Consider the following 25,011-nt stretch of genomic DNA (forward strand, 5'->3'; position numbering starts at 1 on the left):
TCTCCCTTCCAGGGAGAGGGCCGGGGTGAGGGTGCAACGAGCACCATCCCCCACATTGATTATGAAAAATAAAAAGGAGCTTTCATGCCGCGTATTTCCCCTTCCTGGGTCGTGGTGCTGGGCCTGCTTTGTGCCATCGGCCCACTGTGTACCGACTTTTACCTGCCGGCATTGCCGGAAATCACCGATCAACTGAGTGCCACCGGCACCCAGACCCAACTGTCCCTCACCGCCGCACTCATCGGCCTCGGTCTCGGGCAGCTGTTTTTCGGCCCGCTCAGCGACCGCATCGGCCGCCGCAAACCGCTGGCTATCTCTCTGCTGCTGTTTATCTTCTCATCAGCAATGTGCGCCATCACCCACGATATCCATATGCTGATCGTCTGGCGCTTCGTGCAAGGCTTCGCGGGTGCAGGCGGATCCGTGCTGTCACGATCCATCGCCCGTGACCGTTACCAGGGCACGCAACTGACGCAGTTTTTCGCTCTGCTGATGACCGTCAACGGCATCGCCCCAGTGCTTTCACCGGTGCTGGGCGGCTATATCATCACCGCCTTCGACTGGCGCATTCTATTCTGGACGATGGCGGGGATCGGCGCGGTACTGCTGCTCCTGAGCCTTGTCGTGCTGCATGAAACGCTACCGCCAAAAAGCGCGAATACCACGCAGCAGGCTAAAGGCACACCGGTGCTGAAGAACCGCCGCTTTATGCGCTACTGCCTGATTCAGGCCTTTATGATGGCTGGGCTGTTCTCCTACATCGGTTCGTCGTCGTTTGTCATTCAAAGCGAATACGGCATGAGCGCCATGCAGTTCAGCCTGCTGTTTGGCCTGAACGGTATCGGGCTGATTATCGCCGCGCTGATTTTCTCCCGCCTGGCCCGCCGCATCCCTGCAGAAACCCTGCTGCGCCGCGGCCTGCTGCTGGCGGTATTCTGCGCGCTGGTGACTCTGTTGCTCGCCTGGCAGCAGCACACCGTGCTGGCGCTGGTCGGCCTGTTCTTTACCGTGTCGTTTATGAGCGGCATCAGTACCGTCTCCGGGGCCGAAGCGATGAACGCGGTGGAGAGCGCGCAGTCAGGCACCGCCTCCGCGCTGATGGGTACGCTGATGTTCGTCTGCGGCGGCATCGCCGCACCGCTTGCGGGCCTTGGCGGCGAAACGATGCTTAAGATGAGTCTCGCCATGGCCATTTCCTACGGTCTGGCGCTGTTCTTCGGCCTGCTGAAGCCTCGCGTAGCGCAATAATCCCTTTCGCGGTAATAAAATATTCCAATACTATTGCCGCGAACTTCCTGCTCTCATCGAAATCACCGCGTATCCTCAACGTGCTAATCGTGATACCCTTCACATGATTGGAATAATTAATTCCTTATACTGCCTGCCACTGAGAATGATGAGGTTTCCTGATGAGTATCGACCTGAGCAAACTGCTGACCGAACGCCGCAACGCCAACAGCGCTAACATTGACACCCTCTCCACCGAAGCGATGTTGACGGTGATTAACAACGAAGATCAGCTGGTTGCCCATGCGATCACCCCCTACATTCCGCAAATTGCTCAACTTGTTGATAGCGTAGCCGACGCGTTCCGCCGCGGCGGCCGCCTGATTTATATCGGCGCAGGCACCTCCGGGCGTTTAGGCATTCTCGACGCCAGCGAATGCCCGCCCACCTTCGGCACTCGTCCAGAGCAGGTCGTCGGCCTGATTGCCGGTGGCCATACCGCTATCCTGAAAGCCGTCGAAAACGTGGAAGATAACGCGGCGCGCGGCGCAGAAGATTTACAGGCGCTGGGCTTTAACGAACGCGATGTGCTGGTCGGCATTGCCGCCAGCGGCCGCACCCCGTACGTGCTCGGCGCAATGGAATATGCCCACCAGCAGAACGCACTGGTCGCCATCGTCAGCTGCAACCCGCATGGCGAAATGGCGCAGCGCGCGGACATCGCCATCACCCCGGTCGTTGGCCCGGAAGTGGTGACCGGGTCTACTCGTCTGAAGGCCGGGACCGCGCAAAAGCTGGTGCTGAATATGATTACCACCGGTGCGATGATCCGCAGCGGCAAGGTCTACAGCAACCTGATGGTGGATGTGGAAGCGACAAACGCCAAGCTTATCGAGCGTCAGATCTCCATCGTGATGGAGGCCACCGAATGCGACCGCACCACCGCGCAGGCGGCGCTGGACGCCTGCGGCCGCCACTGTAAAACCGCCATCGTCATGGTGCTGGCAAACCTGAGCGCCGACGAGGCAAAACAGCTGCTGGCGGACAACAACGGCTTTATCCGTAAAGCGTTAAAAAACTAATTCGACTGACTGGGATACCGTGGAATGGCCAAAATAAATAAAGCGATGATAGCCCGCCTCCTCGACCTGGTTGGCGGCGCACCGAACGTCGTGCAGGCCGGTAACTGCATGACCCGCCTGCGCTTAACCCTGCGCAGCGATGTGCACGCCGACGTAGCGGCCATCCGCCAGGTGGAAGGCGTGCTGGGCGTGGTGGTCAGCGAGGAGCAGTTCCAGATAATCCTCGGCCCGGGCAAAGCACAGACCGCGGCAGAGATGATGAACGAGCTGTTGGAAAATGAACCCGTTACTCGCGATGAGCCAGCCAGCGGTGGGTCACTGGCCGATATTGCCAGCGCCAAAAAGCAGGAGCTGAAGAGCAAACAGACCGGCGGCGTGCAGAAGTTTCTGGCGAAGTTTGCCACCATCTTTACTCCGCTCATTCCGGGCTTTATCGCCGTCGGGCTGCTGCTGGGCTTTGCCACGCTCGCCGAGCAACTCTTTGTGCTGGAGAACGCGCACCCCAACGCCACGCTGGTTGGCATCATCAGCTACATGAAAATCTTCAGCAAAGGGATGTTTACCTTCCTGAGTATTTTGATTGGCTATAACGCGCAGAAAGCCTTTGGCGGCTCCGGCGTCAACGGCGCCATCATCGCCGCGCTGTTTATCCTCGGCTATGACCCGAAAGCCACCGTCGGCTTCTACTCCGGCATCACCGACTTCTTCGGCCACGGTATCGACCCACGCGGCAATATTATCGGCGTACTGATCGCCGCGATTATTGGCGCCTGGGTGGAAAAACAGGTCCGCCGCATCATGCCGGCTAACCTGGATATGATCCTCACCTCGGCGGTGACGCTGCTGATTATGGGCGCGGTCACCTTCGTGGTGATTATGCCTATCGGCGGCTACCTGTTTACCGGGATGTCCTGGCTGTTCCTGCACCTCAACGGTAACCCGTTCGGCTCCGCGGTGCTGGCCGGTCTGTTCCTGCTGGCGGTGATGTTCGGCGTACATCAGGGTTTTGTGCCGGTCTATTTTGCGCTGATGGAAGCCCAGGGCTTTAACTCGCTGTTCACCATTCTGGCGATGGCCGGTGCGGGCCAGGTTGGCGCGGCGCTGGCGCTCTACGTCCGTGCAAAGCAGGATTCATTGCTGCGTACGCAGATTAAAGGGGCGATCATTCCCGGCCTGCTCGGCGTGGGCGAACCGCTGATTTACGGCGTTACGCTGCCGCGCATGAAGCCGTTTGTCACCGCCTGTCTCGGCGGCGCCTGCGGGGGCTTCTTTATCGGCCTGGTGGCCTGGCTGGGGCTGCCAGTCGGCCTCAACACCGTCTTTGGCCCCTCCGGCCTGGTGGCGCTGCCGCTGATGACTTCCCATAGCGGCATCTACGCTGGGATGGCGGTCTACGCCGCGGGCCTGCTGGTGGCCTACTTCTTCGGCTTCCTGCTCACCTGGCTGTTCGGCAGTAAAAACGTCGATCTCAGCTAACCCTTTTGCCCCCGGCGCACCGCTGGGGGCAAGCCTCTGCCCATGCTATGATGCCCGCCAGAATAAAATCATATGACAGGGTTGAGGAAAAATGGGTGCCACCAGAAAAGGGATGCTGAACGTCTTAGTTGCAGCGATATTGTGGGGAAGTTCAGGCGTTTGTGCGCAGTACATCATGGAGCACAGTCAGATGCCGTCGCCGTTTCTGACGATGATCCGCCTGCTCTCCGGTGGCTTTATCCTGCTGACGTTCTCTTTCCTGCACGGCGATGGCATTTTCCGCATCCTGAAAGAGCGTAAAGACATTCTCAGCCTGCTGCTCTTCTCCCTGGTCGGCGCAATGACCGTTCAGCTCACCTTCCTGCTGGCGATTGAAAAATCCAACGCCGCCACGGCGACCATTTTGCAGTTCCTGTCGCCAACCATTATCGTCGCCTGGTTCGCCATTGTGCGCAAAGCGCGCCCAGGGCGCTTTGTCTTTGCCGCCATTGCGACCTCGCTTATCGGTACGTTTTTGCTGGTCACCCACGGCGACCCAACGTCGCTATCGATTTCCGGCGCGGCGCTGTTCTGGGGGATCGCCTCGGCCTTCGCCGCCGCGTTCTACACCACCTATCCTTCCACGCTGATCGCCCGCTACGGCACACTGCCGATCGTCGGCTGGAGCATGCTGCTCGGCGGCGCGATGCTGCTGCCGTTCTACGCGGGAGATGGTGCAAACGTGGTGATTACCGGCAACCTGCTGCTGGCTTTCTTCTACCTGGTGGTGATTGGCACCTCCCTCACCTTCAGCCTGTACCTTAAAGGCGCACAGATGATCGGCGGCCCGAAAGCCAGCATCCTCAGCTGCGCCGAGCCGCTCAGCAGCGCGTTACTGTCGCTGCTGCTGTTAGGTATCAGTTTCACCCTGCCAGACTGGCTAGGCACGCTACTGATCCTCTCCTCGGTGGTGCTGATTTCCCTGGACTCACGCCGCAGAACGAAAACGGCGTAGCAGTGTGCTGCCCGATAGCGCGAGCTATCGGGTCAGATTTTAGTGGCACAGCGAGGCAATTTCGTCAGCCGAAAGCCCTGTTATCATTTCAACCAGAGCGCGATCTATTCCGTTTTCCAGCATGGTACGGGCAATGCGCTGCGCCTCTTGCTGGATACCCTGCTGCAACCCCTGCTGAACCCCCACCTGCAATCCCGCCAGATGCCCCTCTTCGCGCAGTCTCTCCGCAATCGTCATCATCTTCTCCTTCTGTTCAGGTAAACGCGCTACCGCAGCCTGGAGAAACTCATGAAAGCGCACCGCATCTCCTGACCGCAGCAAATAATTAAACAGCGCTTCCATCTGGCTGTCATTAGCACATCCCGTAACCAGCAACAGGGCGAGTTTATCCACCAGCCCCAGCAGATCGCGCTGACGAATATGCTTTTGCACCAGCTCCAGCAGCGCGATTCGCCGGTGATGCATAATCTCGTCGTCAGGCACCACCGTGATATCGACTAGCGGAAATGCGTCTGCATACAGCGCGCGAGCCGCCGCCGGATTCGCGAACTCATCCAGCCAGCACAGCGAGAAGGGATAGGGGCTTTGCATGCCGTGATAAAAAAGCATGGGGATCACCAACGGTAGCGTCGGGTGGCCTGCATCCAGATGACGCTGCATCGCCGACAGTGCGTAGCGCAACAGCCGGAAGGCCATATGCGGGTCAGGTGAACTTTGGTGTTCAATCACCACGTAGATATAGCCTTCACCTTCCGTGGTCTGTAACGACCACAATACATCGGAATAATAGGCACGGAGACTCGGCTCAATGAAGCTGCCGGATGCCAGCGTTAGCGTTTGCAAGTCGCACAGCGCTCGCAACGCCTCCGGCAGATGAATAGCCAAAAAATCCCGCGCCGTTTCCGGGTGGCATAAAAACTGTTTGAAGACCGCATCGTGCGGTGTGGAGGTGGTCATGGCGTTCCGTCACCCAGAGAGCTAATGGTAGGACTCTACGTACAAGATGCCGAGAAAGCAGGCGCGAATTACCGCTTCTACGAGCCGCTACGGAAGGTTTTAGCGTACCAGTGCAACACCTTCATTTGACCGGAAAGCGCCTCGCAAAATGACGTGCCGAGGAATGCGTCTATAGTTAACTAAGCGCATGAACATAAGGATATTCGCAATGAAAAAAGTCAGTATTGTTGTTTCGCTCGCCATCTCCCTGCTGCTGCCCGCCGTGGCACTGGCCTCACCGCTGGAAGGTCTTAAGTTTGAGCAGCAAAAACAGCAGGTGGTGAAGGACGTGAAGCAGAACTGCCCTGCCAGCAGTGGGCTGAGCGATACGCAGTTTGCCAACCGCGTGCTGGAGTCAAAAGACAACAAAACCGCGGTGCAGAGCGCCACGCGGGCGCTGGATAAGAACGATCGCTCTGCCTATGAGAAGGCGATTAACAGCATTCAGTGCCCGACCCAATAGCATCGAGTCAGCGTCGGCCGGATAAGGCGAAGCCGCTATCCGGCAACGTGCCGCACCAAGCCTGATGGCGCTACGCTTATCAGGCTTACCTCCCGCCCCTCTGACATGACTTGTCCAATTGATGCGCATTTCTCTCACCCCCAAACGACAATTTTCTGTGAGCCAGGACGAAATAATTAGTCTCATAAGCATGAGAAATTGATGGATGTCACACTTCTTGATTTTATGAATAGAAACCGGTTTCAGTTTCATATCAAATCACAATCGCAATAACTTTTTACATTTAGAGGATGGGCATCAATGAACAAAATTATGCTCTGCCGCTGATTTATTCAGCGCGCGAAAAAGATGTTTAAATGAACTCTCGTTATCACTCGTGGTTTCGCGAACCATTATTTATGGACGCTAAACACGGTGGTCATGTGCGTTATTTATATGCTGACCTCTGCGGCCATGTATTGACTATTGCTGTACCCCGAAAGTCGTTCATTAATGAAAAACAAAGTGCAGGCGTTAAAATCAACTGCGCCATAACCTGGAACCGTTAGTTAAGTCAGATAAATTTAACAGTAAGCATTGATATATTATTTCCGACCTCTTTTTATCATAACTTTAAATAGTTAGAGGATATTATTATGGTTAGGTTAGAGGACGCGGTAATGGAAATAATCATTAACGCGGGCCAGTCCAGATCGCTGTGCTTTGAGGCGCTACACGCCGCACGACAGGGTGAAATGGAGGAAGCCAGAAATCTCCTGCGGGAAGCCGATGGCTATGCCCGTCAGGCGCACCATATGCAAACCCGGCTTATTGAGCAGGATGCAGGTGACGCGCGTCAGCCCATGACCCTAATTATGGTACACGCGCAGGATCATTTGATGAATTCGTTACTTGCTCGTGAACTTTCGGAAGAAATCATTCATCTTTACCAACGTTAATATTAAATTTCATTTAACTTCGGAGACATTAATTACGCTAACGATTTAACGGTACCCTACGAGAAAATAAATAAAATCAGCTTGTTTTGGTGGCGATGATAGTTATCCACCCGAACGGGATGGTTATTGTCTGAAAATATAATTAATTAATTTGAGATAACCATGAAAACTGTAAAAAAACTTCCATTAGCTATGGCGGTTATTGCCGCCCTTTGCCCGCTTTCCTCTGCAATGGCACAAGAGTTTACTCAGGAACAAATTGACGCCATTGTGGCCAAGGCCGTCGATAAAGCGCTGGCAGACCGCCAGGCTAAGATGGATGCCGCCCAGGCCAAAAAAGTGGATCTGGAAACCAACCCGCAAAGCGCCGCACAAACGCCAGATATGGCCGTGCCGTTCGGCCTGAAGTTCAGCGGCTATGCGCGCTACGGTGCACACTTCCAGGCCGGCGACCAGAAATACGTCGGCGTGGACGGTTCCTATAACGGTGCCTCAGCAATTGGTCGTCTGGGTAACGAAGGGAACGGCGGTGAATTCCAGCTAACGAAAGCCTTTAAGAGCAGCAAAGGCGCGATCTGGGATATCAACGTCATGTTCGACCACTGGAGTGACGAAGTTAACCTGAAAAAAGCCTACGTTGGCGTCACCAACGTACTGGAATCTAACCCTAACGCCTATATCTGGGCGGGCCGCGACTTCCACCAGCGTCCACAACAGGGTATCAACGACTACTTCTGGATGAACCACGACGGCCAGGGCGCAGGGGTGAAAAACTTTGACGTGGGCGGCGTGCAGTTCGACGTCGCTACCGTGTCGCAGGTGAAATCCTGTAGCCCGGAAGTGATGGCCGATGCGTCTAACCCATCGCGCATCACCTGTACCGGTAACTCTGACACCGGTGACGACGGCCACTACGCGCTGACCACCAAAACCCACAACATCAAAGCGGGCCCGATTGACGTTGAGGTTTACGCTAACTACGGTTTCGACTCTAAAGCAGTGGATAACGACAAGCAGCTTGATGCCTGGCAGGGCGGCCTGCTGTTCAGCCACACCAACAGCGACGACAGCGGCGTGAACAAAGTTATCCTGCGCTACTCCGATAACTCGGATAACAGCGTATTCAACAAAACTGACGGGCTGACCGCTATCTACGCCAGCTTCGAAGGTAACTATAAGTTCACCCAGCAGGCGCAGGTGGAATACCTGTTGGCCTTCCACGACTACGACAACAGCAAAGACAACACCGACAACCGTAAAAACTACGGCGCGATCGTTCGTCCAATGTACTTCTGGAACGACGTGCACTCCACCTGGCTGGAAGCGGGTTACCAGCGCGTAGATTACGATCAGGGCGGTGATAACCACGGTTGGAAGCTGACCCTGTCGCAGAACATCGCGATTGGTATGGGCCCGGAATTCCGCCCAATGCTGCGCTTCTACGTGACCGGCGGTCAGGTGGATAACAAGCGTACGGCGAAGGTGAACGGAACGCAGGACGAGCAGCTGGATTCGCTGAACTTCGGCGGGATGTTTGAAGCCTGGTTCTAAGTTCGTGTGATAAACCCTCTCTCCCCTTTTACGGGGAGGGTTGGGGTGAGGGTTTGACTTTCGAGCCAACATACGCCCCTCACCCCCACCTTCTCACTAAAGGGGGAGAGGGGATCTTCCTGTGCAATGTGCCCTCTTTTTCCCCTCACCCTAACCCTCTCCCCAAAGGGGCGAGGGGACCGTTGAGTGTGGTGCTTTATTTCACAGTACTTCAGCGGCACCAATGTGCTCCCTCTCCCTTTTTAAGGGAGAGGTTTTTTATTTCTGCCCTAACCGTTTCGCTATACGCTCCAGCTTCATCATCAGCAGCAGCGTCATCGCCACCAGCACAATAGTCAGCGCTGCGCCGTCGGCAATATTGCCGCGATCGGTCAGGCTAAAGATGGCCACTGGCAGCGTCGTCCAGCCCGGCGGGTAGATCATCATCGTCGCCCCCAGTTCCCCCATCGATAGCGAAAGGCTCAACGCCAGCGCCGACACCATCCACGGCATCAGCAGCGGCAGCGTGACGTGACGCAGGCGATACCACGGCGAGGCACCAAGGCTTGAAGCGACATTTTCAATATCGGCAGACACCCGCGCTAGCCCGGTGGAAACGTTGCTGAAGGTGAACGCGGAGATCAAGACAAAGTGCGCCACCAGCACAATCCACAGCGTGCCGTTCATCTGCAGCGGCCCCTGGCTGAAGGCCACCAGAATGCCAAGCCCGACGGAGACCGAAGGAATCGCACTCGGCAAATAGAACAACATGCTCAGCCCCTTTTGCACCTTGCCGCTGTACTGACGCAGCGCCAGCGCCGCCCAAACACCGCACAGCAGCGCAAACAGGCTGGCGCAAAAACCAATCATCAGGCTGGCAAGCAGCGCATCCCACGCCGCACCGCGAAAGGCATTAACAAAATGGTTGAGCGTGAAACCGCTGGGCAGGATGCCGTTCCACTGCTGGCTCAGGCTGGACATTAAAATCACCGCCAGCGGTAGGAAAAAGAAGACGCTGGCAAGCGCGGTAGCAACCACGCCCGCCGCAACGCGCCCTTTGCGCGACCAAATCAACATGGTTATCCCCTTACGCCCGTTCGCGCGGCCGCCAGGCGGTAGAGCGAGAACAGCCCCAGCGACAGCACAATGTTAATCAACGCAATCATGCAGGCGACGCTATAGTCGGACTCCAGGATTGCTTTGCTGTAGACCATCATCGGCAGCGTATTGACCCCTTTCGCGCCGATAAACAGCACGATGCCGAATTCGTTGGTGGTCAGCAGCAGACACAGGCTGCCGCCCGCCATCAGCGCCGGTAGCGCCGCCGGGAAGATCACCTGCGCAATCACCCGCAGAGGATGCGCGCCGAGAATACTGGCGGCCTCAAGCTGGCTTTTATCAATCTGGCGCAGCGCCGCCATCAACGGGCGCATCACCAGCGGGGTGAAGACGGTGATCTCCGCCAGAATCACCCCCTGCATCGAATAGAGGAAATCCACCGGCGGTAGCTCGAAGGCGAACAGATGCATCAACGTGCCGTTGAGCAGCCCTGCCGAGCCATAAATAAAGGTGAAAGCCAGGGTTATCAGGAAAGTGGGCAGCGCGATAAAGGTATCCACCACCCGGCCAATCAGTTCGCTGCCGGGAAACGGAATAAACACCAGAATCAACGACAGCACGCTGCCCAGCAGCAGGCAGCCTGCGGTAGCGGTCAGCGCAATTTGCAGGGTGTTCATCAGCGCGCTGACAAAGCGCCGGGATTCAATCACCTGCCAGAAGGTGTCCAGCCCGACGCTGCCGTTGGCGTCGCGCAGCGCCTGCTCGACGATCAGCGAAAGCGGCCAGAAGAACAGCGTGGTCAGCACCAAAAGCGGCAACAACAGCCACAGCAGCGGGCGCAGGTTGGGCAGCGGTTTGGTCTGGGTCAGAGAGAGCGACATCGTTATACCTCAATCAAAACCGCATCATCGGGTTCGAACCATAGCGCCAGCTTGTCGCCGGGTTTCGGCAGCGGGTCCACGTGCGTCAGGACAATACGCACCGCTTCACCAGTCACATCGCACAGCAGATGGGTGAGATCCCCCTGCCAGTTCACCGATTGCAGCGTGGCATTAAAGCGGTTGCTGACGGCCGAGCGCGGCGCCAGGCTCAGGTGCTGTGGGCGAATGCACAGCAGCTTGTTGTAACCGTGATGGCTGCCCTGGCTGAAGGCGCGGATCACCGTGCCGCCGCAGCTCACGTCCACCAGCCCCGGTGCATCCGTGATGCCCAGCGCGGTGGCGGAAAGAATATTGGCGCGCCCTAAAAACTCGGCAGCAAAACGGTTCGGTGGATGACGGTACAGCGTACGGGTTTCGCCGTGGGCGATCATCGAGCCGTCCTTCATGATGCCGATTTTATCCGCCAGGGTGAGCGCTTCGGTCTGGTCGTGGGTGACGTAGAGAATGGTGAGTTCCGGCAGTTCGCGGTGCAGGCGGGCAATTTCCTCTACCATGTTGTGGCGAATCTGCGCGTCCAGCGCCGAGAGCGGTTCATCCAGCAGCAGCACCCGCGGGCGCACGGCAATAGCGCGGGCAATCGCCACGCGCTGCTGCTGGCCGCCGGACAGCTGGTGCGGATAACGGGTGGCATAGTCGCTCATGCCGACCGTTTTCAGCGCCTGGGTCACGCGTTCCTTAATCAGCGCCTTTGGCTGCTTTTGCGCGCGCAGGCCAAAGGCAACGTTATCTTCCACCTTCATATGCGGGAACAGCGCGTAGTTCTGCACCACCATCGCCAGCCCGCGTTTATAAGGCGGCAACTGAGTGACGTCCGTATCGCCGATGAGAATGCGACCGCCCGCAGGCTGGACAAAGCCCGCCACCGCGCGCAGCACCGTGGTTTTTCCAGAGCCGGAAGGGCCAATCAGCGCCAGCACTTCGCCGGGTTCAATCGTCAAAGAGAGCGGTTTAAGCACCACGTTGCCGTGGTACGCCACGCGCAGCGAGTCGAGGACAATCCCCGAGGTCCCCTGCATTGCAGGGGCAGGAACGGCGGTCGTTTTCATCAGCATCAGGCTTACTCGCTATCGGTCACTTTATGCCAGCGGGAGATGTCTGCTGACAGCGAGACGGCGACGTCATCCCAGTTTGGCTGCCAGCTCTGCACGCCCGCCATCGCGGCGGTTGCCGCTTTATAGTGATCGTCACTCGGGGTCACGTCGCTACGCACCGGCATCCCCCAGGAGAGCGCGCTGACGCTGGTTTGCGCCTCTTTGCTCAGCAGGAAGTTAATCAGTTTCTTGCCGTTTTCACTCTCCGGCGCGCCCTGAACTAAGCCAATCACGTACGGGATAGCCAGCGCGCTGCGCTCGCCTTTGTCGTTAGCAGGCCAGAAGATTTTCACGTTCGGGTTACGTTCCATCTGCGCGAGGTTCATCTGCAGGTCACCGTTCGCCACATACAGTTCGCCTTTATTGACCAGCGCGGTCAGCTTGCCGGTAGAAGCGGATGGCCCGACGTTGTTGGCCTGCAGTTTGCCGAGATAATCAAACCCGGCGTCTTTGCTGCCGAAGCTGTGGAAGGCCTGCAGCATTACTGCCGTGCCGTCAGCGGCCTGGCCTGGGGTGGAGTACTGGAGTTTGTTTTTGAACTGGCCGTCGAGGAGGCTCTGCCAGGTGGCCGGGGCGGTTTTCAGCACCTTGCCGTTGTAGATAAAGCTCAGGTAGTTCTTCACCAGCGGCGAGTAGAGGTCGTTGGCATCCGGAATCGCACTGGCGGCGTCGGTTTTAAAGCTTGCCAGCAGTTTTTCAGAAGCGGCACGCTGAATGAACGGCGGTGCGGTCACCAGCACGTCGGCCTGCGGGTTAGTGCGCTCTTTCGCCAGGCGCTCCACCACCACGCCGCCGCCGCCTTCAACGTAGCGCACGGTAATGCCGGTCGCTTTGGTGAACGCGTCGAACTGTGACTGATACCAGCTGTTGTCACCGTCGTGCAGTCCGTCGATGGAGTAAACCGTGACCACCGATTCCGCCCATGACGGGGCGCTGGCGAGGGCAAAAACAGACAGCAGAGCAAGTCGGGAAAGTTTCATCGTAATAGCCTCATAGCGTGCGTTTTGTGTTTCTGGCCTATACCAGATTTGCTTTTTACGCTAAACGGCTTTTGTGACAATACGATGAAGGATTTATTGATGCGCGAATCGGCAGGATCGTTTGTAGGCCGGATATGGCGCGCAGCAACGCCATCCGGCAAACGGCGGTTAGTGGGTATCCACCTCAATACGCAGGCTATCGTGACGCCAGTATTCAATATCCAGATCGAGCACGCGCCCGTGCTGATCGTAGTTAAGACGGCGCAGCAGCAGCGCCGGGCGCCCTTCCATCACGCCCAACGCCTGCGCGGCCTGCGCTGGCATGGCGGTCGGGTAAAACGACAGATGCATACTGGTATAGACAAGGTTGTAGTGCGACTCATACACCTCGGTCAGGCTGCCGTTGAGATCGTACTGCAACAGCTCCGGCACGCGGGCGGGCAGACAGTGGTTTTCGCTGTAGCAGACAGCGCGGCCATCGGCGTAGCGCAGACGGGTCAGCAGGTAGATTTGGTCAAACGGCTGAAGCTGTAACGGCTCCATCGCCTCCACCGGCACGGTGGTCAGCACGCCGCTCAGCAGCGCGGTTTTCGGCTCACGGCCCTGCTCGCGGCACAGCTTGTGGAAGTTGGTGTTCTGGGTCGGGTCGAGCCACAGGCGTTCCGGCGTGACAAACCAGCCGCGACGGTCGGCGCGCCAGATAAGCCCGCTGGCCTCCAGCTGCGCCAGGCTTTCGCGAATGGTGATACGCGTGGTGTTGAAGATCGCGCACAGTTCACGTTCAGACGGCAGCTTATCGCCGCTTTTCAGCGCGCCGCTCTGGATGCGCGCCTGCAGCTGCGCCTTGATCAACAGGTACTGTGGGACATCGCCCGGAATCGCTTTCATAGTCGCTCGCTGTCACTTTTCTCTGCCGCCATTATACAGACGCAGATGAATTTTTTGTTGCAGAGCCATTTTCCCTTTGACCCTTTGCCGAAAAGATCGTCATGATAAATGCAAATCTGGTATAGACCAAAGGTAAATAACATGACTTCGCGTAACTATCTGCTGCTGACCCCCGGCCCACTGACCACCTCACGCACCGTGAAAGAAGCGATGCTGTTCGATAGCTGCACCTGGGACGATGATTACAATATCGGCGTGGTGGAATCTATCCGCCAGCAGTTGACTGAACTGGCAACCGCCGCTGACGGCTACACCTCCGTGCTTCTGCAGGGCAGCGGCAGCTACGCTGTGGAAGCGGTGCTGGGCAGCGCGCTCGGCAAGCAGGATAAGGTGCTGATTGTCAGCAACGGTGCCTACGGCGCTCGCATGGTGGAGATGGCGGGGATGATGGATATCGCCCATCACGCCTATGACTGCAGCGAAGTGTCCCACCCGGACGTGCAGGCGATCGCTGAGATCCTCAAAACCGACCCGGCGATCACCCATATCGCCATGGTACACAGCGAAACCACCACCGGGATGCTCAACCCGATTGATGAGGTCGGCGTGCTGGCCCGTCAGTACGGCAAAACCTATATCGTGGACGCGATGAGCAGCTTCGGCGGTATTCCGATGGATATTGCCGAGCTGAATATCGATTTCCTGATTAGCTCCGCCAACAAATGCATTCAGGGCGTGCCGGGCTTTGCCTTCGTGATTGCCCGCGCGGACAAACTCGCCGCGTGCAAAGGCCGCTCCCGCTCGCTGTCGCTGGATCTCTACGCCCAGTGGCGCTGCATGGAAGATAACCACGGCAAATGGCGATTCACCTCGCCAACCCATACCGTGCTGGCGTTTGCTCAGGCGCTGAAAGAGCTGGCGGAAGAAGGCGGCGTGGCGGCGCGTTATCAGCGCTATCAGCAAAACCAGCGCAACCTGGTTGCCGGTATGCGGGAACTGGGCTTTACCACCCTGCTGGACGACGCACTGCATTCACCGATCATCACCGCGTTCTATTCTCCAGAAGACCCGCAGTACCGCTTTAAAGCGTTTTATAGCCGCCTGAAAGATCAGGGGTTTGTTATCTATCCGGGCAAGGTATCACAGAGCGACTGTTTCCGGATCGGCAACATCGGTGAGGTGTATGACGCCGATATCGCTGCCCTGCTGACCGCCGTTCGCCATGCGATGTACTGGACAAAATAAGGAGCCATCATGAACCGTATTAACGCCGTTATTCTCGATTGGGCGGGCACCACCGTCGATTTTGGCTCCTTTGCGCCGACGCAGATTTTTGTCGAAGCTTTCCGCCGGGCGTTTGGCGTGGAGATAACGCTTGCCGAAGCACGCGTGCCGATGGGGCTGGGCAAGTGGCAGCATATTGAAGCGCTGGGCAAACTGCCGTCCGTCGATGCCCGCTGGCAGGCGAAGTTTGGCCGCGCGATGAATGCGGCAGATATCGATGAGATTTATGCCACCTTTATGCCGCTGCAAATTGCCAAAGTTGTCGATTTTTCCGCGCCGATCGCCGGGGTTATCGACACGATTGCGGCACTGCGTAACGCCGGCATCAAGATTGGCTCCTGCTCCGGCTACCCGCGTGCGGTGATGGAGCGCCTGGTGCCCGCCGCTGCCGAGCACGGCTACGCGCCGGATTGTTGGGTCGCTACTGACGATCTTGCGGCGGGCGGGCGTCCGGGGCCGTGGATGGCACTGCAAAACGTGATTACGCTGGGTATCGATGCGGTGAGCCGCTGCGTGAAGGTGGACGATGCCGCACCGGGCATTACCGAGGGGCTAAATGCCGGGATGTGGACCGTAGGGCTTGCGGTGTCGGGCAATGAGTTCGGCGCGACGTGGGAGGAGTATCAGGCGATGCCCGTTGCAGAGATTGCTACCCGCCGCGAGCACGCCGCCAGCAAGCTGTATGCCGCCGGGGCGCATTACGTGGTGGATTCGCTGGCGGATTTACCGGGCGTGATTGCCGAGATTAATGCGCGGCTGGCAAAGGGCGAACGCCCGTAACAGGTAGCCCGGGCGAGGCATTTATGCCGACCCCGGGGCCATTCCCGGCGGCGCTTCGCTTGGCCGGGCTACACGATTATTCAACCGCGCGGTTATTTAATCCGTACCTTCGCCGTCACCAGTAGCGCGGTCAGCAGCATCAACGCCCCGGAGAGCATCAGCGGTGACGTCAGCCCCAGACGGTCCAGCGCTAAACCACCAATCGCCGCCCCGCAGGTATTCGCCAGCTGGATAACCGCCACCTGAATCGACCCCGCTTTCTCCGCCTGGTCGGCCAGCGAGCGGGTGATCCACGTTGACCAGCCCACCGGCACCAGCGCGAACGCCAGCCCCCAGATAATGGCGATACCTGCCGCCACGGCCTTTTCGCTTCCCCACAGCGTCAGCACCAGCGCGCTTATCGCCAGAATCAGCGGCGCACCGGCCAGCGCCAGTTTGACCGAGCGCTTCAGAATAACCGCCGAGAATGAGGTGCCGATAAAGCTGGCAATCCCGAAGCTCAACAGCACTAAGGTCAGGCCGTCGACGCCAAAGCCCGTCAGGTTCATATAGATTGGGCGAATATAGGTAAAGAAGGCGAACTGCCCGGCAAAAGACATAAAGATGGCGATCATCCCCGCCATCACGCCGGGACGCTGCAGCAGGCTAAACATATTCTGCTTGTGGTGCGCCGGTTCCCCCGGCAGCGACGGCAGCGCTTTCACCACCCAAAAGATACACACCACGCCCATCACCGCTGCCGCGTTAAACACGTTGCGCCAGCCAATAATGCCGCCCAGGAAGCTGCCGAGCGGCGCGGCAATCACCAGCGCGATAGAGACCGCACCAAAGATAACCGACAGCGCTTTAGGCACCGTTCGCGCCGGTACCAGGCGCATGGTCAGCGAAGCCGACATCGCCCAGAAGCCGCCCAGTGCCAGCCCCAGACAGGCGCGGCCCATCAGCAGCAGGGTAAACGAGTTGGCAAACGACACCAGCAGACAGGAGAGCGTTAACAGAACGGAAAATAGAATCACCACGTAGCGACGATCGAGGCTACCGATAATCTGCGTGACAAACAGGCTGGAGAACATGGCGACGAACGCCGTTACGGTGACCGACTGACCGGCCACGCCTTCAGAAATCCCCAGATCTTCTGCCATCGGCGTCAGCAGGCTGACGGGTAAAAATTCCACGGTAATCAGGCAGGCCACACAAAATGCCACGGCAAAAACCGCCGACCAGTTCGGCCGCAGAACGCCCTCTGTGCGGGGCTTTGCTTCACTATGCTCACTCATTTTTTTGTTACCTGCGCGGTGTTTTTGCGGAAAGGATGCGCAGTGTAACATCTTAAGTGTGATGGATTTAACGTTTTGGCAACGATTAAAGATGGAACGCTATCTTCTTTCCCGTTGGCAGCGTGACATCAATGCTGATCTCTCCGCCGAGCGCTGCGACGTAACGCCTCAGCGTCGACAAACGTGGATCGTTCTCTGCCTGTTCCATCTTCGCAACGGTGGGTTGCTTTACGCCCATTGCGGTAGCCAACTCCGCCTGAGACAGGTTGAGTTCTTCGCGCAGCATGCTTAACGTGACGGTCTGGCGTAACGCTTCGACTTTCTCAGCGATTCGCGCCTGACTTTCCGGGCTCTGTTTATCCATTAGCTCTTTAAGGGTCGCCATCATCATTCCTTACTTGTTCAGGTGCTTACGGTACTCAGCATCAGCAAGCTTGATCATCTCTTTATAAAACCGTCTTTCGTTTAATCCTGTTTTATCTCCTGCACATAGCACGATGGCGCAGCGGGAAGGATCAAACGCAAAAAAGGCCCGAATGGGATTTCCCTGATGTTGTACACGAAGCTCTTTCATATTCGTAAAAGCAGAGCCATTAACCGTATCCGCAAAGGGGCGCGACAGCTGCGGCCCGAACTCGGATAAAATCACCATCGCGGCGAGCATATCTTCCCTTAAGGCTTCGGTCTGTCCCTCAAACCAGCTGTCGAAAACATCCGTTGTTTCCACCGACCACATCTGCGATCTCTCATAGCCAATAAGCTATAAATAAATTATAGTTTATTGGCTATATAAGCAAGATTAGTTTCTTTTCCGGTAATGCTTGCCGGATAAGCGTAGCGCCTATCCGGCTTTGGCAAACTCACTCCCCTCGCGCCGATTTCACCAGCCCGGTAATCCACTCCTGATGGCCGTTAATCATCGGGTTCGGCACGGTGCGCGCCAGTTCCTGCGCCGGGACGCCAATCTGCGATTCCTGGGTCAGGATACGCACGCGGTTACCCGGCAGGTCTTCGAACAGCCAGGCATGGATCACGTCCAGACGGGTGGTGGCATCACCTTCCGCCCAGCCGTGCCAGGCCACACGCGCGGCTTCGCCGTCGACCAGTGGGACGTATTCGGTGATTTGCGCTTCAATCGGGAAGCCGAAGGTAGAGAAACGGAAGCGGGCGTTGGCGCTCAGCATCGGGCCGCTGCCGTCGTGGAAATGAATATCCGCTACGTTGCTGTAGTAGGTTGGCCACAGCGTGGTGTCGTCAAGCTGTGCCCAAATCTGTTTGGCGGTCAGGCCGCTGACGATGATTTCGTTAGAGGCAAAGTTGTCAGTGGTGCCAGGCAGGTAGCCTTCTGGCCAGACGATAGCGCTTTGTTGCATTGACTGTTTCATGATGAACCTCGTGAGTAATGATGTTGACGAGGTCAATCATGCGCTCAGGAGTGATATAAATATAATCATCAATGTTGATAAACAACATCACACAACGTGATATCAATGCAGCCAGTGCACACCGTTTTCATCATGGAACAGCGCGTTGTAGCGGTACTGGAAAGCGTTCAGCTCGCTGATTTCCGGCTCCAGCTCGCGCAGGAAGCTCAGCGCCAGACGAATCTGGGCGTCGGTAATCGGCGCCGCCAGACGGGCTTTTTGCAGCCGTCGGTGCCAGCTCAGCATGTTCACTTCACTGCCGTCGACAATGCACACCTGCCAGATCAGCAGCATCTGCGCCGCATTCTGCAAATGCGCTTCGTTCGGCCGCTCCAGATAGCGTAAATACTCTTCGCCCTGCGCTTTCCCTAGCTGGTCTACCATCGACTCTACCGGCTCTGGGGTAATACCGAGCCGTTCACTAAGACGGCGAATCGCCCGTCGGGAACTTGAGGTCAGGATCCGAAATCCTACAACAAACACCACCACCAGAGTGGCCAGAATCAACCAGATCATGCACGCTCTCACCTTAGCTAAACCCCGACATGATAATGGGATTTTGCGCCCTGTCGATAATCGAACATGCCATAATGTGCGTTACCTCCCTGAAGGAAGCCGCCGATGAAACCGGATCTCAGAACCCTCGACCTCAACCTGCTGAAAACGCTGGATGCGCTGCTCGATGAACGCAGCGTGACGCGAGCGGCCGCGCGGCTGTCGCTGACCCAGCCCGCCGTCAGCGGAATGTTGACCCGGCTGCGGGATAATTTTGGCGATCCGCTGTTTATCCGCGCTCCGCACGGCATGGTGCCGACGCTACGCGCCCAGCAACTGGCGCCGGTAGTCAAACAGATCCTGAACGATATCAACACCCTGCTACAGCCCGCACAGTTCGACCCGCTCACCGCCGACGTCACCTTCACCCTCGCCGCCACCGACTATGCGCTCAAAGCCGTGGTGGTGCCGTTTATCGCCGCCCTGAAAGTGCGCGCGCCGATGATTCGCGTCCGGGTGATCCCCGTCGAACCAGAGCGGCTGACCGCGCAGTTTGAGCAGGGGAAAATCGACCTCGCGCTGCTGACCCCCAGCACCACACCGGGCGATCTACACAGCCGCATGCTGTATGAGGAGCGCTACGTCTGCATGCTGCGCGCCGACCACCCCGACGCCCGCACGCCGCTGAGCCTCGACCGCTTCTGCGCGCTGGAGCATATTCTGGTCTCTTACGAGGGCGAGAGTTTCTGGGGAGTAACCGATGATGCACTGGCAAAAGTCGGCCGCAAACGCCGGGTCGGACTGTCGGTGAGCAGCTTCCTGGTGCTGCCGGAAGTGCTGGCCGTCAGCGACATGATTGCCGTGGTGCCGAGCCGCCTTGCCCGCGCACGCGCGTCAATCTGCGTGCAGGAGCCGCCGGTGGCGATTCACGGTTTTACCAAAAGCATGGCCTGGCATGAGCGTAATCATCGCGACCCGGCGCAGCAGTGGCTGCGCGAACTGCTGCATGAGACCAGCCAGCAGGCATAAAAAAGCCCGGTGCAGAACCGGGCAAAGAAGTTACCAAACACACTTACGCCATTTTTAACTGCTGAATCTTTTTCTCACGGCGAATTTTACGTTCTTCAAACACGGCCACGATGGCCATCAGGCAGATACAGCCGATAGCGGCGGTATCCAGCGCGGCGAAGGTGCCAGCCCAGCCGGTGAGGCCAAAGACCGGCGTGCCGTCGGCAATCATCCCCAGACCCAGCTTGGCGAAGCTGTCGCCAATCAGATAGGCGAAGGTGCCTTTGATACCATCGGCGGCGCCGATCGCTTTTTTCGGTACGAAGCCCACCGCGGCCACGCCAATCAACAGCTGCGGGCCAAAGACCAGGAAACCGAGGGCAAACAGCGAGGCCAGATAGACGTACTGGTTGCTGGCATGCTGATAAACGCCCAGCGTCGCGATGATTAAAGCCAGCGCCACACAGGCCACCAGCGCACGACGGCCGTTGGCGAGGTCGGAGAGCCAGCCCCACAGCAGGGTACCCACCAGCGCGCCAACTTCAAACAAGGTAAAGCCCTGAATCGCCACCTCTTTAGAGAGCTTCAGCTCCTGGAAGGCGTAGACCGTAGACCACTGGTCGATACCGATACGCACCACGTACAGGAAGATGTTGGAGAAGCACAGCAGCCAGATCACTTTGTTTTTCAGCACGTACTCCACAAAGATCTGCCACTTGGTCATGTCGTTATCTTCGGTCTCTTTGTCCTCTTCGCTGATCTCTTCACCGAACAGCTCTTCCGCTTTACCGAGGCCATAAGATTCCGGGGAGTCGCTACCAAAACGCAGGCCGATAAAGCCCACAATCAGCGCGATGATCGACGGGAAAATAAACATGCCGATGACGTGACCGTCGAACAGGACGTTAGCCCCAAACAGCGCTACGCCTGCCGCACCCGCACCACCGAGGTTGTGGGAGATATTCCACATGCCGAGGTAGGAACCGCGCTTGCGGCGAGGCGTCCACTTGGTGATGGTCGAATAGCTGCACGAGCCGCCGGTACTCTGGAAGAAGCCGCTCAGGCCATAGAACGCGATCATCAGGAACAGGCTGGTTGAGCCCGGCCCCATGCTGGCGCTGAAGCCGAGCATACAGATGGCGGAGAGGATCAGCATCAGCGGCAGGAACTGCTTGGTGTTCTTGCCGTCGGCGTAGTAGGAGACCAGCGTTTTACCCACGCCGTAGGTGATCGAGAAGCCGAGGCCAATCATCCCGAGCTGGGTCATGCTCAGCCCGTAGGTGGAGATCATGTCGTTCTGGGCGATGTTAAAGTTCTTACGAATCAGATACATCGTCAGGTAGCCGATAAAGACCACCAAGTAGGACTGCATGAACGGTTTGAACCACATTTTGCGCCGCACGTCGAGCGGCAGATCCAGGGTCGGCTTGCGCACCTGGTTTAGAAAGGCCAGCATAGGACACTCCCGAGCTAATTTTTGGTACCTGCGAATGGCAGACATTGTAAAAATCAGCCGGGAAGCACGCCTGAGACAGCGTCCAGGTGAAACCGGGAAAATTTCTTAGTTTTAGGTCATTCGTCTTAGAAAGGTGAAGCGGGTCACGCTTCTCGCGGCGCCTGGGCGTTTAAGAACGGCAGCAGCAGCAGCGCGGAGATGCCCGCCGCGATGGCAATCACCACGAAGAACCCCGTCCAGTGCCACACTTCCATCACCTTCGCCAGCGGCCAGCCGGAGAGCGACGCGCCGAGATAGGCAAATAGCCCGACGAAGCCGGTAGCCGCGCCCGCCGCCTCTTTGTGCGAGCACTCCGCCGCCGCCATGCCGATAAGCATCTGCGGGCCGAAGACAAAGAACCCGGTGGTGAAGAAGCACGCCGCCTGCATGACGTAGCTGGCGAACGGCATCAGCCACAGCGAGCCCACCGAGAGTAAAATTCCGGCGGCGAAAATCAGGTTCATCGGCCCACGGTTGCCGTTAAACAGTTTGTCCGAACCCCAGCCCGCCACCAGCGCGCCGATAAACCCGCCCAGTTCAAACATGGTGACCGCCGTATTCGCCGTCACCAGATCGACGCCCAGCGTCTCGGACATGTACAGGTTGCCCCAGTCGTTGATTGCCGCGCGCACCACATACACCAGCACATAGCACAACGACAGCAGCCAGATGTAGGGGTTGAGCAGCACGTAGCGGGTGAAGATCTCTTTGCGCGTCAGCCCCGCCCCTTCCTGCTGCTGAGCAATCTCCAGCTCGTCGTGCCGCCAGTCGCCAATCGGCGGCAGGCCAATCGCCTGCGGTCTATCACGCAGCCGCCAGCAGAGGAACAGACCGACCACAATCGCCAGGGTTCCCGCGATGGTCATCCCCGCACGCCAACCGTAGTGCAGCGCCGCCGCCCCCATAACGATAGGGATCAGCGCGCCACCGACGTTATGCGCGGTATTCCAGATAGCCCACCAGCCGCCGCGCTCGTTGCGCGAGTACCAGGCGGTGAGCAAGCGGGCGCAGACCGGCGCGCCCCAGCCCTGGAAGAAGGCGTTCAGCGCCCACAGCAGAGCAAAGGCCCACAGCGAAGTGGAGAAACCGAACAGAATGTTGACCACTCCGGTGGCAATCAGCCCGATGCCCATAAAATAGCGGGCGTTGGAGCGGTCGCTGACGATACCGGAGATAAACTTCGATAGCCCGTAGGTGATGTAAAACAGCGTCGCCAGCAGGCCAATATCGCTACGGGTCAGTACGCCGGTGGTGAGAATCTCCGGCACCGCGGCGTTGAAGCTTTTGCGGGTGAAGTAAAACAGCGCGTAGCCAAGCCAGATGGTCAGCAGAATATGCCGCCGCCAGTAGCGATATTGCGCATCCACTTCCTGCTTATCGGTGATGCGCGGTGCGTTAGCCGGAGCCTTGAGAAATTGAAACATCGCCGTTCCTTACACGTAGCGCAGAGGCAAAGAGACGCTGACCCGCGTGCCGTGCATGCAGGAGATAGTGAGCGAGCCGCCGAGCGCCGTCACGCGTTCGCGCATGCCGGTGAGGCCAAAACCCTGTTGATTCGAGCCCGGCGGCAGGCCGCTGCCATCGTCTTCTATCACCAGCATCAGCCGCTCATCTTGCTGCCAGCCCTGTAGTGTGACTGCGCTGGCGTTGGCGTGCTTCACAATGTTGTTGAGCCCTTCCTGGCAGACGCGGAACAGCGTCACCCGCTGGCTTTCACTCAGCGTTGATTCATCAATTCGCCAGTCGAGGTGGCTGACGATACCGCGGCTTTCCAGCTCCATTTCGCGCATCAGCGAGCGGATGGCCTGTTCCAGCGTGAGGTCGTCGAGCTGACGTGGGCGCAGCCTGCCCAGCAGGCGGCGTACGGCATCGTAAACGCCCAGTGAAAGCTGTTCGATATGCGCCCCGCTCTGCTTCACGCCCGCGTTCTCCGGAGCCAGACGTTGTACGATCCCGGCCTGAGTGCGGATGGCGGTGATGGTCTGGCCAATATCGTCATGCAGCTCGCGCGCCACGTCGCGGCGCACGCTCTCTTCGGTTTCCAGCAGACGCTCCGCCAGCCGGTGGTTGCGCGCCAGTTCGTTTTGCAGCGACTGATTCAGCTCGCGCAGCCGCTGAATGCCCGCGCCGAGCAGCAGCCCGGTCAGGCTTTGCGCCAGCAGCGAGAGCAGTAAATCAACGGGGTGATCGTGCCAGGTCTGGCTGGCAATCAGGGCGATGGCGTTCATCAGGGTCGCAATCAATGCGCCCTGCCAGCCGTAGTGCCAGGCCAGCGCGATGATCGGTAACGCGAGACAGAATGGGGTAAAGCGCGAAAGTTCTGCGGGTAAACCGAGCTGCAGCCACAGGCTGACGGTAAACAGCAGCAGATACCAGACCAGATGCCGCCCGCGCCAGTTCACCGGCTGCGACACCAGCGCCGGGCCGAGCGGCAGCCAGGTGGTGCTGGTAAGGTAGTGCCAGAATACGAGGCAGATAGGGGCCAGCGTTAGCCCGCCGGTTAAGGTCAGCAGTAAAGCGTTCAGCGCCGCTTCCCCTTGCCACAGCCAGGGCAAAGATTGCAGCAGTGCCGCCGCCGTCAGCGCCGCGCCCTGAAGCAGCAGCGTACGCCAGTCGCGCTGATGGCGATAGCGGGAGATCAGCGCCACCGGCAGCAGCGTCAACGCGCTTCCGGTCATCAATAATAACGCGTGATCCAGCGCCACTTCCTGCGCCAGCCAGTAAATCAGCAGCCACTCTGCGCCCACCAGCACCGGCCAGTAGCCGCGCGGGCATTGCAGCATTAGCCCCAGGCGCAGACCGAACGGGAACAGCAGCACCGCCAGCGCTGGACGCTCCACAAGGTGCAGGCTGATGCTCCACAGGCAGAACCACGCGGCGGAGAAGATAAAGAAACAGGCGACAACGGTAATGCACCGCGAAAAGACACTATTCATCACCAGCCGTCAAACATGCGACGCGCCAGCTCGACGTCGTTGCTGACGCCCAGCTTTTCCATCAGGTTAGCGCGATGAACGTGTACCGTTTTCGGTGACAGCCCCAGCTCGGCGGCAATCTCTTTTACCGCCATTCCCTGCGCCAGCTTCTCCGCCACCTGGCGTTCGCGCTTGGTCAGCGGATCCTGGCGGCCCGCCGCCAGTTTGACGGCGATATCCGGCGTTAAGTAGCAGCCGCCGGTCGCCACGGTGTGCACCGCGGCAATCAATTCGTCCGGGCTACAGCGTTTGGAAAGAAACCCGCGCGCGCCCGCGTTCAGCGCCTGTTCGACCAGCGCCGGGCTGTCGTGAACGGAGAGCATGATAATGGCCATGCCTTTCGGCAGCTGGCTGAGCAGCTCAAGGCCGGAGATATCCGGCATCGAGATATCGCAGATACAGACCTGCACGCCGCGCCCCGGTAGCCCCGCCAGCGCCTCACGCCCGGAGCCAAACTCGCCAACCACCTGCAAATCAGGCTCAAGACCGAGCAGTTGAGCAAAGCCGGAGCGGACGATAGTGTGGTCGTCGATAAGGGCAACGGTGATCATAGATTCCATCCTGGCGGGTAAAAAAAACGCGCCTACCTTAACGATAAGCGCGCGGCT

25 protein-coding genes are annotated in these 25,011 nt (G+C 58.2%); 10 read left to right on the forward strand and 15 right to left on the reverse strand.

The window, feature by feature from the left end; all coding sequences use genetic code 11:
- Window positions 1-84: 84 nt before the first annotated feature.
- From HII27_RS12025 to HII27_RS12040, 4 genes are all read left to right on the forward strand, one after another.
- Window positions 85-1,248: a multidrug effflux MFS transporter gene (locus tag HII27_RS12025; protein ID WP_185668102.1), complete on the forward strand. Its 1,164-nt coding sequence runs from the start codon at window positions 85-87 to the stop codon at window positions 1,246-1,248.
- A 161-nt stretch (window positions 1,249-1,409) separates the two neighbouring features.
- The gene (gene murQ, locus HII27_RS12030) at window positions 1,410-2,309 is read left to right on the forward strand and encodes an N-acetylmuramic acid 6-phosphate etherase (RefSeq protein WP_185668103.1); all 900 of its coding nucleotides are present in this window, start codon (window positions 1,410-1,412) and stop codon (window positions 2,307-2,309) included.
- 24 nt (window positions 2,310-2,333) lie between these two features.
- Window positions 2,334-3,785, forward strand: a complete 1,452-nt coding sequence (gene murP / locus HII27_RS12035) for a PTS N-acetylmuramic acid transporter subunit IIBC (protein ID WP_185668104.1) — start codon at window positions 2,334-2,336, stop codon at window positions 3,783-3,785.
- A 91-nt stretch (window positions 3,786-3,876) separates the two neighbouring features.
- A complete protein-coding gene (locus HII27_RS12040; RefSeq protein WP_185668105.1) occupies window positions 3,877-4,779 on the forward strand; it encodes an EamA family transporter in 903 nt (300 codons plus the stop codon).
- Between the two features lie 39 nt (window positions 4,780-4,818).
- Here the strand turns inward: HII27_RS12040 and HII27_RS12045 are convergent, their stop codons facing one another.
- On the reverse strand, window positions 4,819-5,736 hold the full coding sequence (locus HII27_RS12045; RefSeq protein ID WP_185668106.1) for an Rpn family recombination-promoting nuclease/putative transposase: 918 nt from the start codon (window positions 5,734-5,736) through the stop codon (window positions 4,819-4,821).
- A gap of 208 nt (window positions 5,737-5,944) precedes the next feature.
- Here HII27_RS12045 and HII27_RS12050 point away from each other — a divergent pair, with 208 nt between their 5' ends.
- The 3 genes from HII27_RS12050 to HII27_RS12060 all read left to right on the forward strand — a co-directional run bounded on the left by HII27_RS12050 (window position 5,945) and on the right by HII27_RS12060 (window position 8,727).
- Window positions 5,945-6,238, forward strand: a complete 294-nt coding sequence (locus HII27_RS12050) for a YicS family protein (RefSeq protein WP_185668107.1) — start codon at window positions 5,945-5,947, stop codon at window positions 6,236-6,238.
- Window positions 6,239-6,873: 635 nt separating this feature from the next.
- Window positions 6,874-7,176 carry a PTS lactose/cellobiose transporter subunit IIA gene (locus HII27_RS12055; protein WP_185668108.1) on the forward strand — a complete coding sequence of 101 codons (303 nt, stop codon included), beginning with the start codon at window positions 6,874-6,876 and terminating at the stop codon, window positions 7,174-7,176.
- Window positions 7,177-7,338: 162 nt separating this feature from the next.
- Window positions 7,339-8,727 carry a carbohydrate porin gene (locus HII27_RS12060; RefSeq protein WP_185668109.1) on the forward strand — a complete coding sequence of 463 codons (1,389 nt, stop codon included), beginning with the start codon at window positions 7,339-7,341 and terminating at the stop codon, window positions 8,725-8,727.
- Window positions 8,728-8,985: 258 nt separating this feature from the next.
- Here HII27_RS12060 and phnV read toward each other — a convergent pair whose 3' ends face one another.
- From phnV to phnR, 5 genes are all read right to left on the reverse strand, one after another.
- A complete protein-coding gene (gene phnV, locus HII27_RS12065; RefSeq protein ID WP_185668110.1) occupies window positions 8,986-9,783 on the reverse strand; it encodes a 2-aminoethylphosphonate ABC transport system, membrane component PhnV in 798 nt (265 codons plus the stop codon).
- A gap of 2 nt (window positions 9,784-9,785) precedes the next feature.
- Window positions 9,786-10,646, reverse strand: a complete 861-nt coding sequence (phnU, locus tag HII27_RS12070) for a 2-aminoethylphosphonate ABC transporter permease subunit (protein WP_185668111.1) — start codon at window positions 10,644-10,646, stop codon at window positions 9,786-9,788.
- A gap of 2 nt (window positions 10,647-10,648) precedes the next feature.
- The gene (gene phnT / locus HII27_RS12075; RefSeq protein WP_185668112.1) at window positions 10,649-11,758 is read right to left on the reverse strand and encodes a 2-aminoethylphosphonate ABC transport system ATP-binding subunit PhnT; all 1,110 of its coding nucleotides are present in this window, start codon (window positions 11,756-11,758) and stop codon (window positions 10,649-10,651) included.
- Window positions 11,759-11,763: 5 nt separating this feature from the next.
- Window positions 11,764-12,777: a 2-aminoethylphosphonate ABC transporter substrate-binding protein gene (gene phnS, locus HII27_RS12080; RefSeq protein ID WP_185668113.1), complete on the reverse strand. Its 1,014-nt coding sequence runs from the start codon at window positions 12,775-12,777 to the stop codon at window positions 11,764-11,766.
- 168 nt (window positions 12,778-12,945) lie between these two features.
- Window positions 12,946-13,665, reverse strand: coding sequence for a phosphonate utilization transcriptional regulator PhnR (gene phnR, locus HII27_RS12085; protein WP_035895042.1), 720 nt, complete (start codon window positions 13,663-13,665; stop codon window positions 12,946-12,948).
- A gap of 141 nt (window positions 13,666-13,806) precedes the next feature.
- Between phnR and phnW the strand changes: the two genes are divergently transcribed.
- Both phnW and phnX read left to right on the forward strand, forming a co-directional pair.
- Complete coding sequence (phnW, locus tag HII27_RS12090) at window positions 13,807-14,910, forward strand: 2-aminoethylphosphonate--pyruvate transaminase (RefSeq protein ID WP_185668114.1); 1,104 nt, start codon at window positions 13,807-13,809, stop codon at window positions 14,908-14,910.
- A 9-nt stretch (window positions 14,911-14,919) separates the two neighbouring features.
- Window positions 14,920-15,729, forward strand: coding sequence for a phosphonoacetaldehyde hydrolase (gene phnX / locus HII27_RS12095; RefSeq protein ID WP_185668115.1), 810 nt, complete (start codon window positions 14,920-14,922; stop codon window positions 15,727-15,729).
- Window positions 15,730-15,821: 92 nt separating this feature from the next.
- Here phnX and nepI read toward each other — a convergent pair whose 3' ends face one another.
- From nepI to HII27_RS12120, 5 genes are all read right to left on the reverse strand, one after another.
- A complete protein-coding gene (gene nepI / locus HII27_RS12100; RefSeq protein ID WP_185668116.1) occupies window positions 15,822-17,006 on the reverse strand; it encodes a purine ribonucleoside efflux pump NepI in 1,185 nt (394 codons plus the stop codon).
- Between the two features lie 85 nt (window positions 17,007-17,091).
- Entirely contained in the window at window positions 17,092-17,391 is a 300-nt protein-coding gene (locus HII27_RS12105) for a helix-turn-helix domain-containing protein (protein WP_185668117.1), read from the reverse strand.
- A 9-nt stretch (window positions 17,392-17,400) separates the two neighbouring features.
- Window positions 17,401-17,742 carry a type II toxin-antitoxin system RelE/ParE family toxin gene (locus HII27_RS12110; RefSeq protein WP_185668118.1) on the reverse strand — a complete coding sequence of 114 codons (342 nt, stop codon included), beginning with the start codon at window positions 17,740-17,742 and terminating at the stop codon, window positions 17,401-17,403.
- 124 nt (window positions 17,743-17,866) lie between these two features.
- Window positions 17,867-18,379: an SRPBCC family protein gene (locus HII27_RS12115; protein ID WP_185668183.1), complete on the reverse strand. Its 513-nt coding sequence runs from the start codon at window positions 18,377-18,379 to the stop codon at window positions 17,867-17,869.
- A 114-nt stretch (window positions 18,380-18,493) separates the two neighbouring features.
- Window positions 18,494-18,946, reverse strand: a complete 453-nt coding sequence (locus HII27_RS12120; protein WP_185668119.1) for a DUF1198 family protein — start codon at window positions 18,944-18,946, stop codon at window positions 18,494-18,496.
- A gap of 105 nt (window positions 18,947-19,051) precedes the next feature.
- On the opposite strand from HII27_RS12120, the gene HII27_RS12125 reads away from it, so the two are divergent.
- On the forward strand, window positions 19,052-19,954 hold the full coding sequence (locus tag HII27_RS12125) for a LysR family transcriptional regulator (RefSeq protein WP_185668120.1): 903 nt from the start codon (window positions 19,052-19,054) through the stop codon (window positions 19,952-19,954).
- A gap of 43 nt (window positions 19,955-19,997) precedes the next feature.
- Here the strand turns inward: HII27_RS12125 and uhpT are convergent, their stop codons facing one another.
- The 4 genes from uhpT to uhpA all read right to left on the reverse strand — a co-directional run bounded on the left by uhpT (window position 19,998) and on the right by uhpA (window position 24,954).
- Entirely contained in the window at window positions 19,998-21,389 is a 1,392-nt protein-coding gene (gene uhpT, locus HII27_RS12130; protein WP_185668121.1) for a hexose-6-phosphate:phosphate antiporter, read from the reverse strand.
- 143 nt (window positions 21,390-21,532) lie between these two features.
- Window positions 21,533-22,852 carry an MFS transporter gene (gene uhpC / locus HII27_RS12135; protein WP_185668122.1) on the reverse strand — a complete coding sequence of 440 codons (1,320 nt, stop codon included), beginning with the start codon at window positions 22,850-22,852 and terminating at the stop codon, window positions 21,533-21,535.
- A gap of 9 nt (window positions 22,853-22,861) precedes the next feature.
- Window positions 22,862-24,364, reverse strand: coding sequence for a signal transduction histidine-protein kinase/phosphatase UhpB (gene uhpB, locus HII27_RS12140; protein ID WP_185668123.1), 1,503 nt, complete (start codon window positions 24,362-24,364; stop codon window positions 22,862-22,864).
- Window positions 24,364-24,954 carry a transcriptional regulator UhpA gene (gene uhpA / locus HII27_RS12145; protein ID WP_185668124.1) on the reverse strand — a complete coding sequence of 197 codons (591 nt, stop codon included), beginning with the start codon at window positions 24,952-24,954 and terminating at the stop codon, window positions 24,364-24,366. The genes uhpB and uhpA overlap by 1 nt, the downstream gene beginning before the upstream one ends.
- Window positions 24,955-25,011: the final 57 nt, after the last annotated feature.

Source organism: Kluyvera sichuanensis, from assembly GCF_014218705.1.
Lineage (GTDB): Bacteria > Pseudomonadota > Gammaproteobacteria > Enterobacterales > Enterobacteriaceae > Kluyvera > Kluyvera sichuanensis.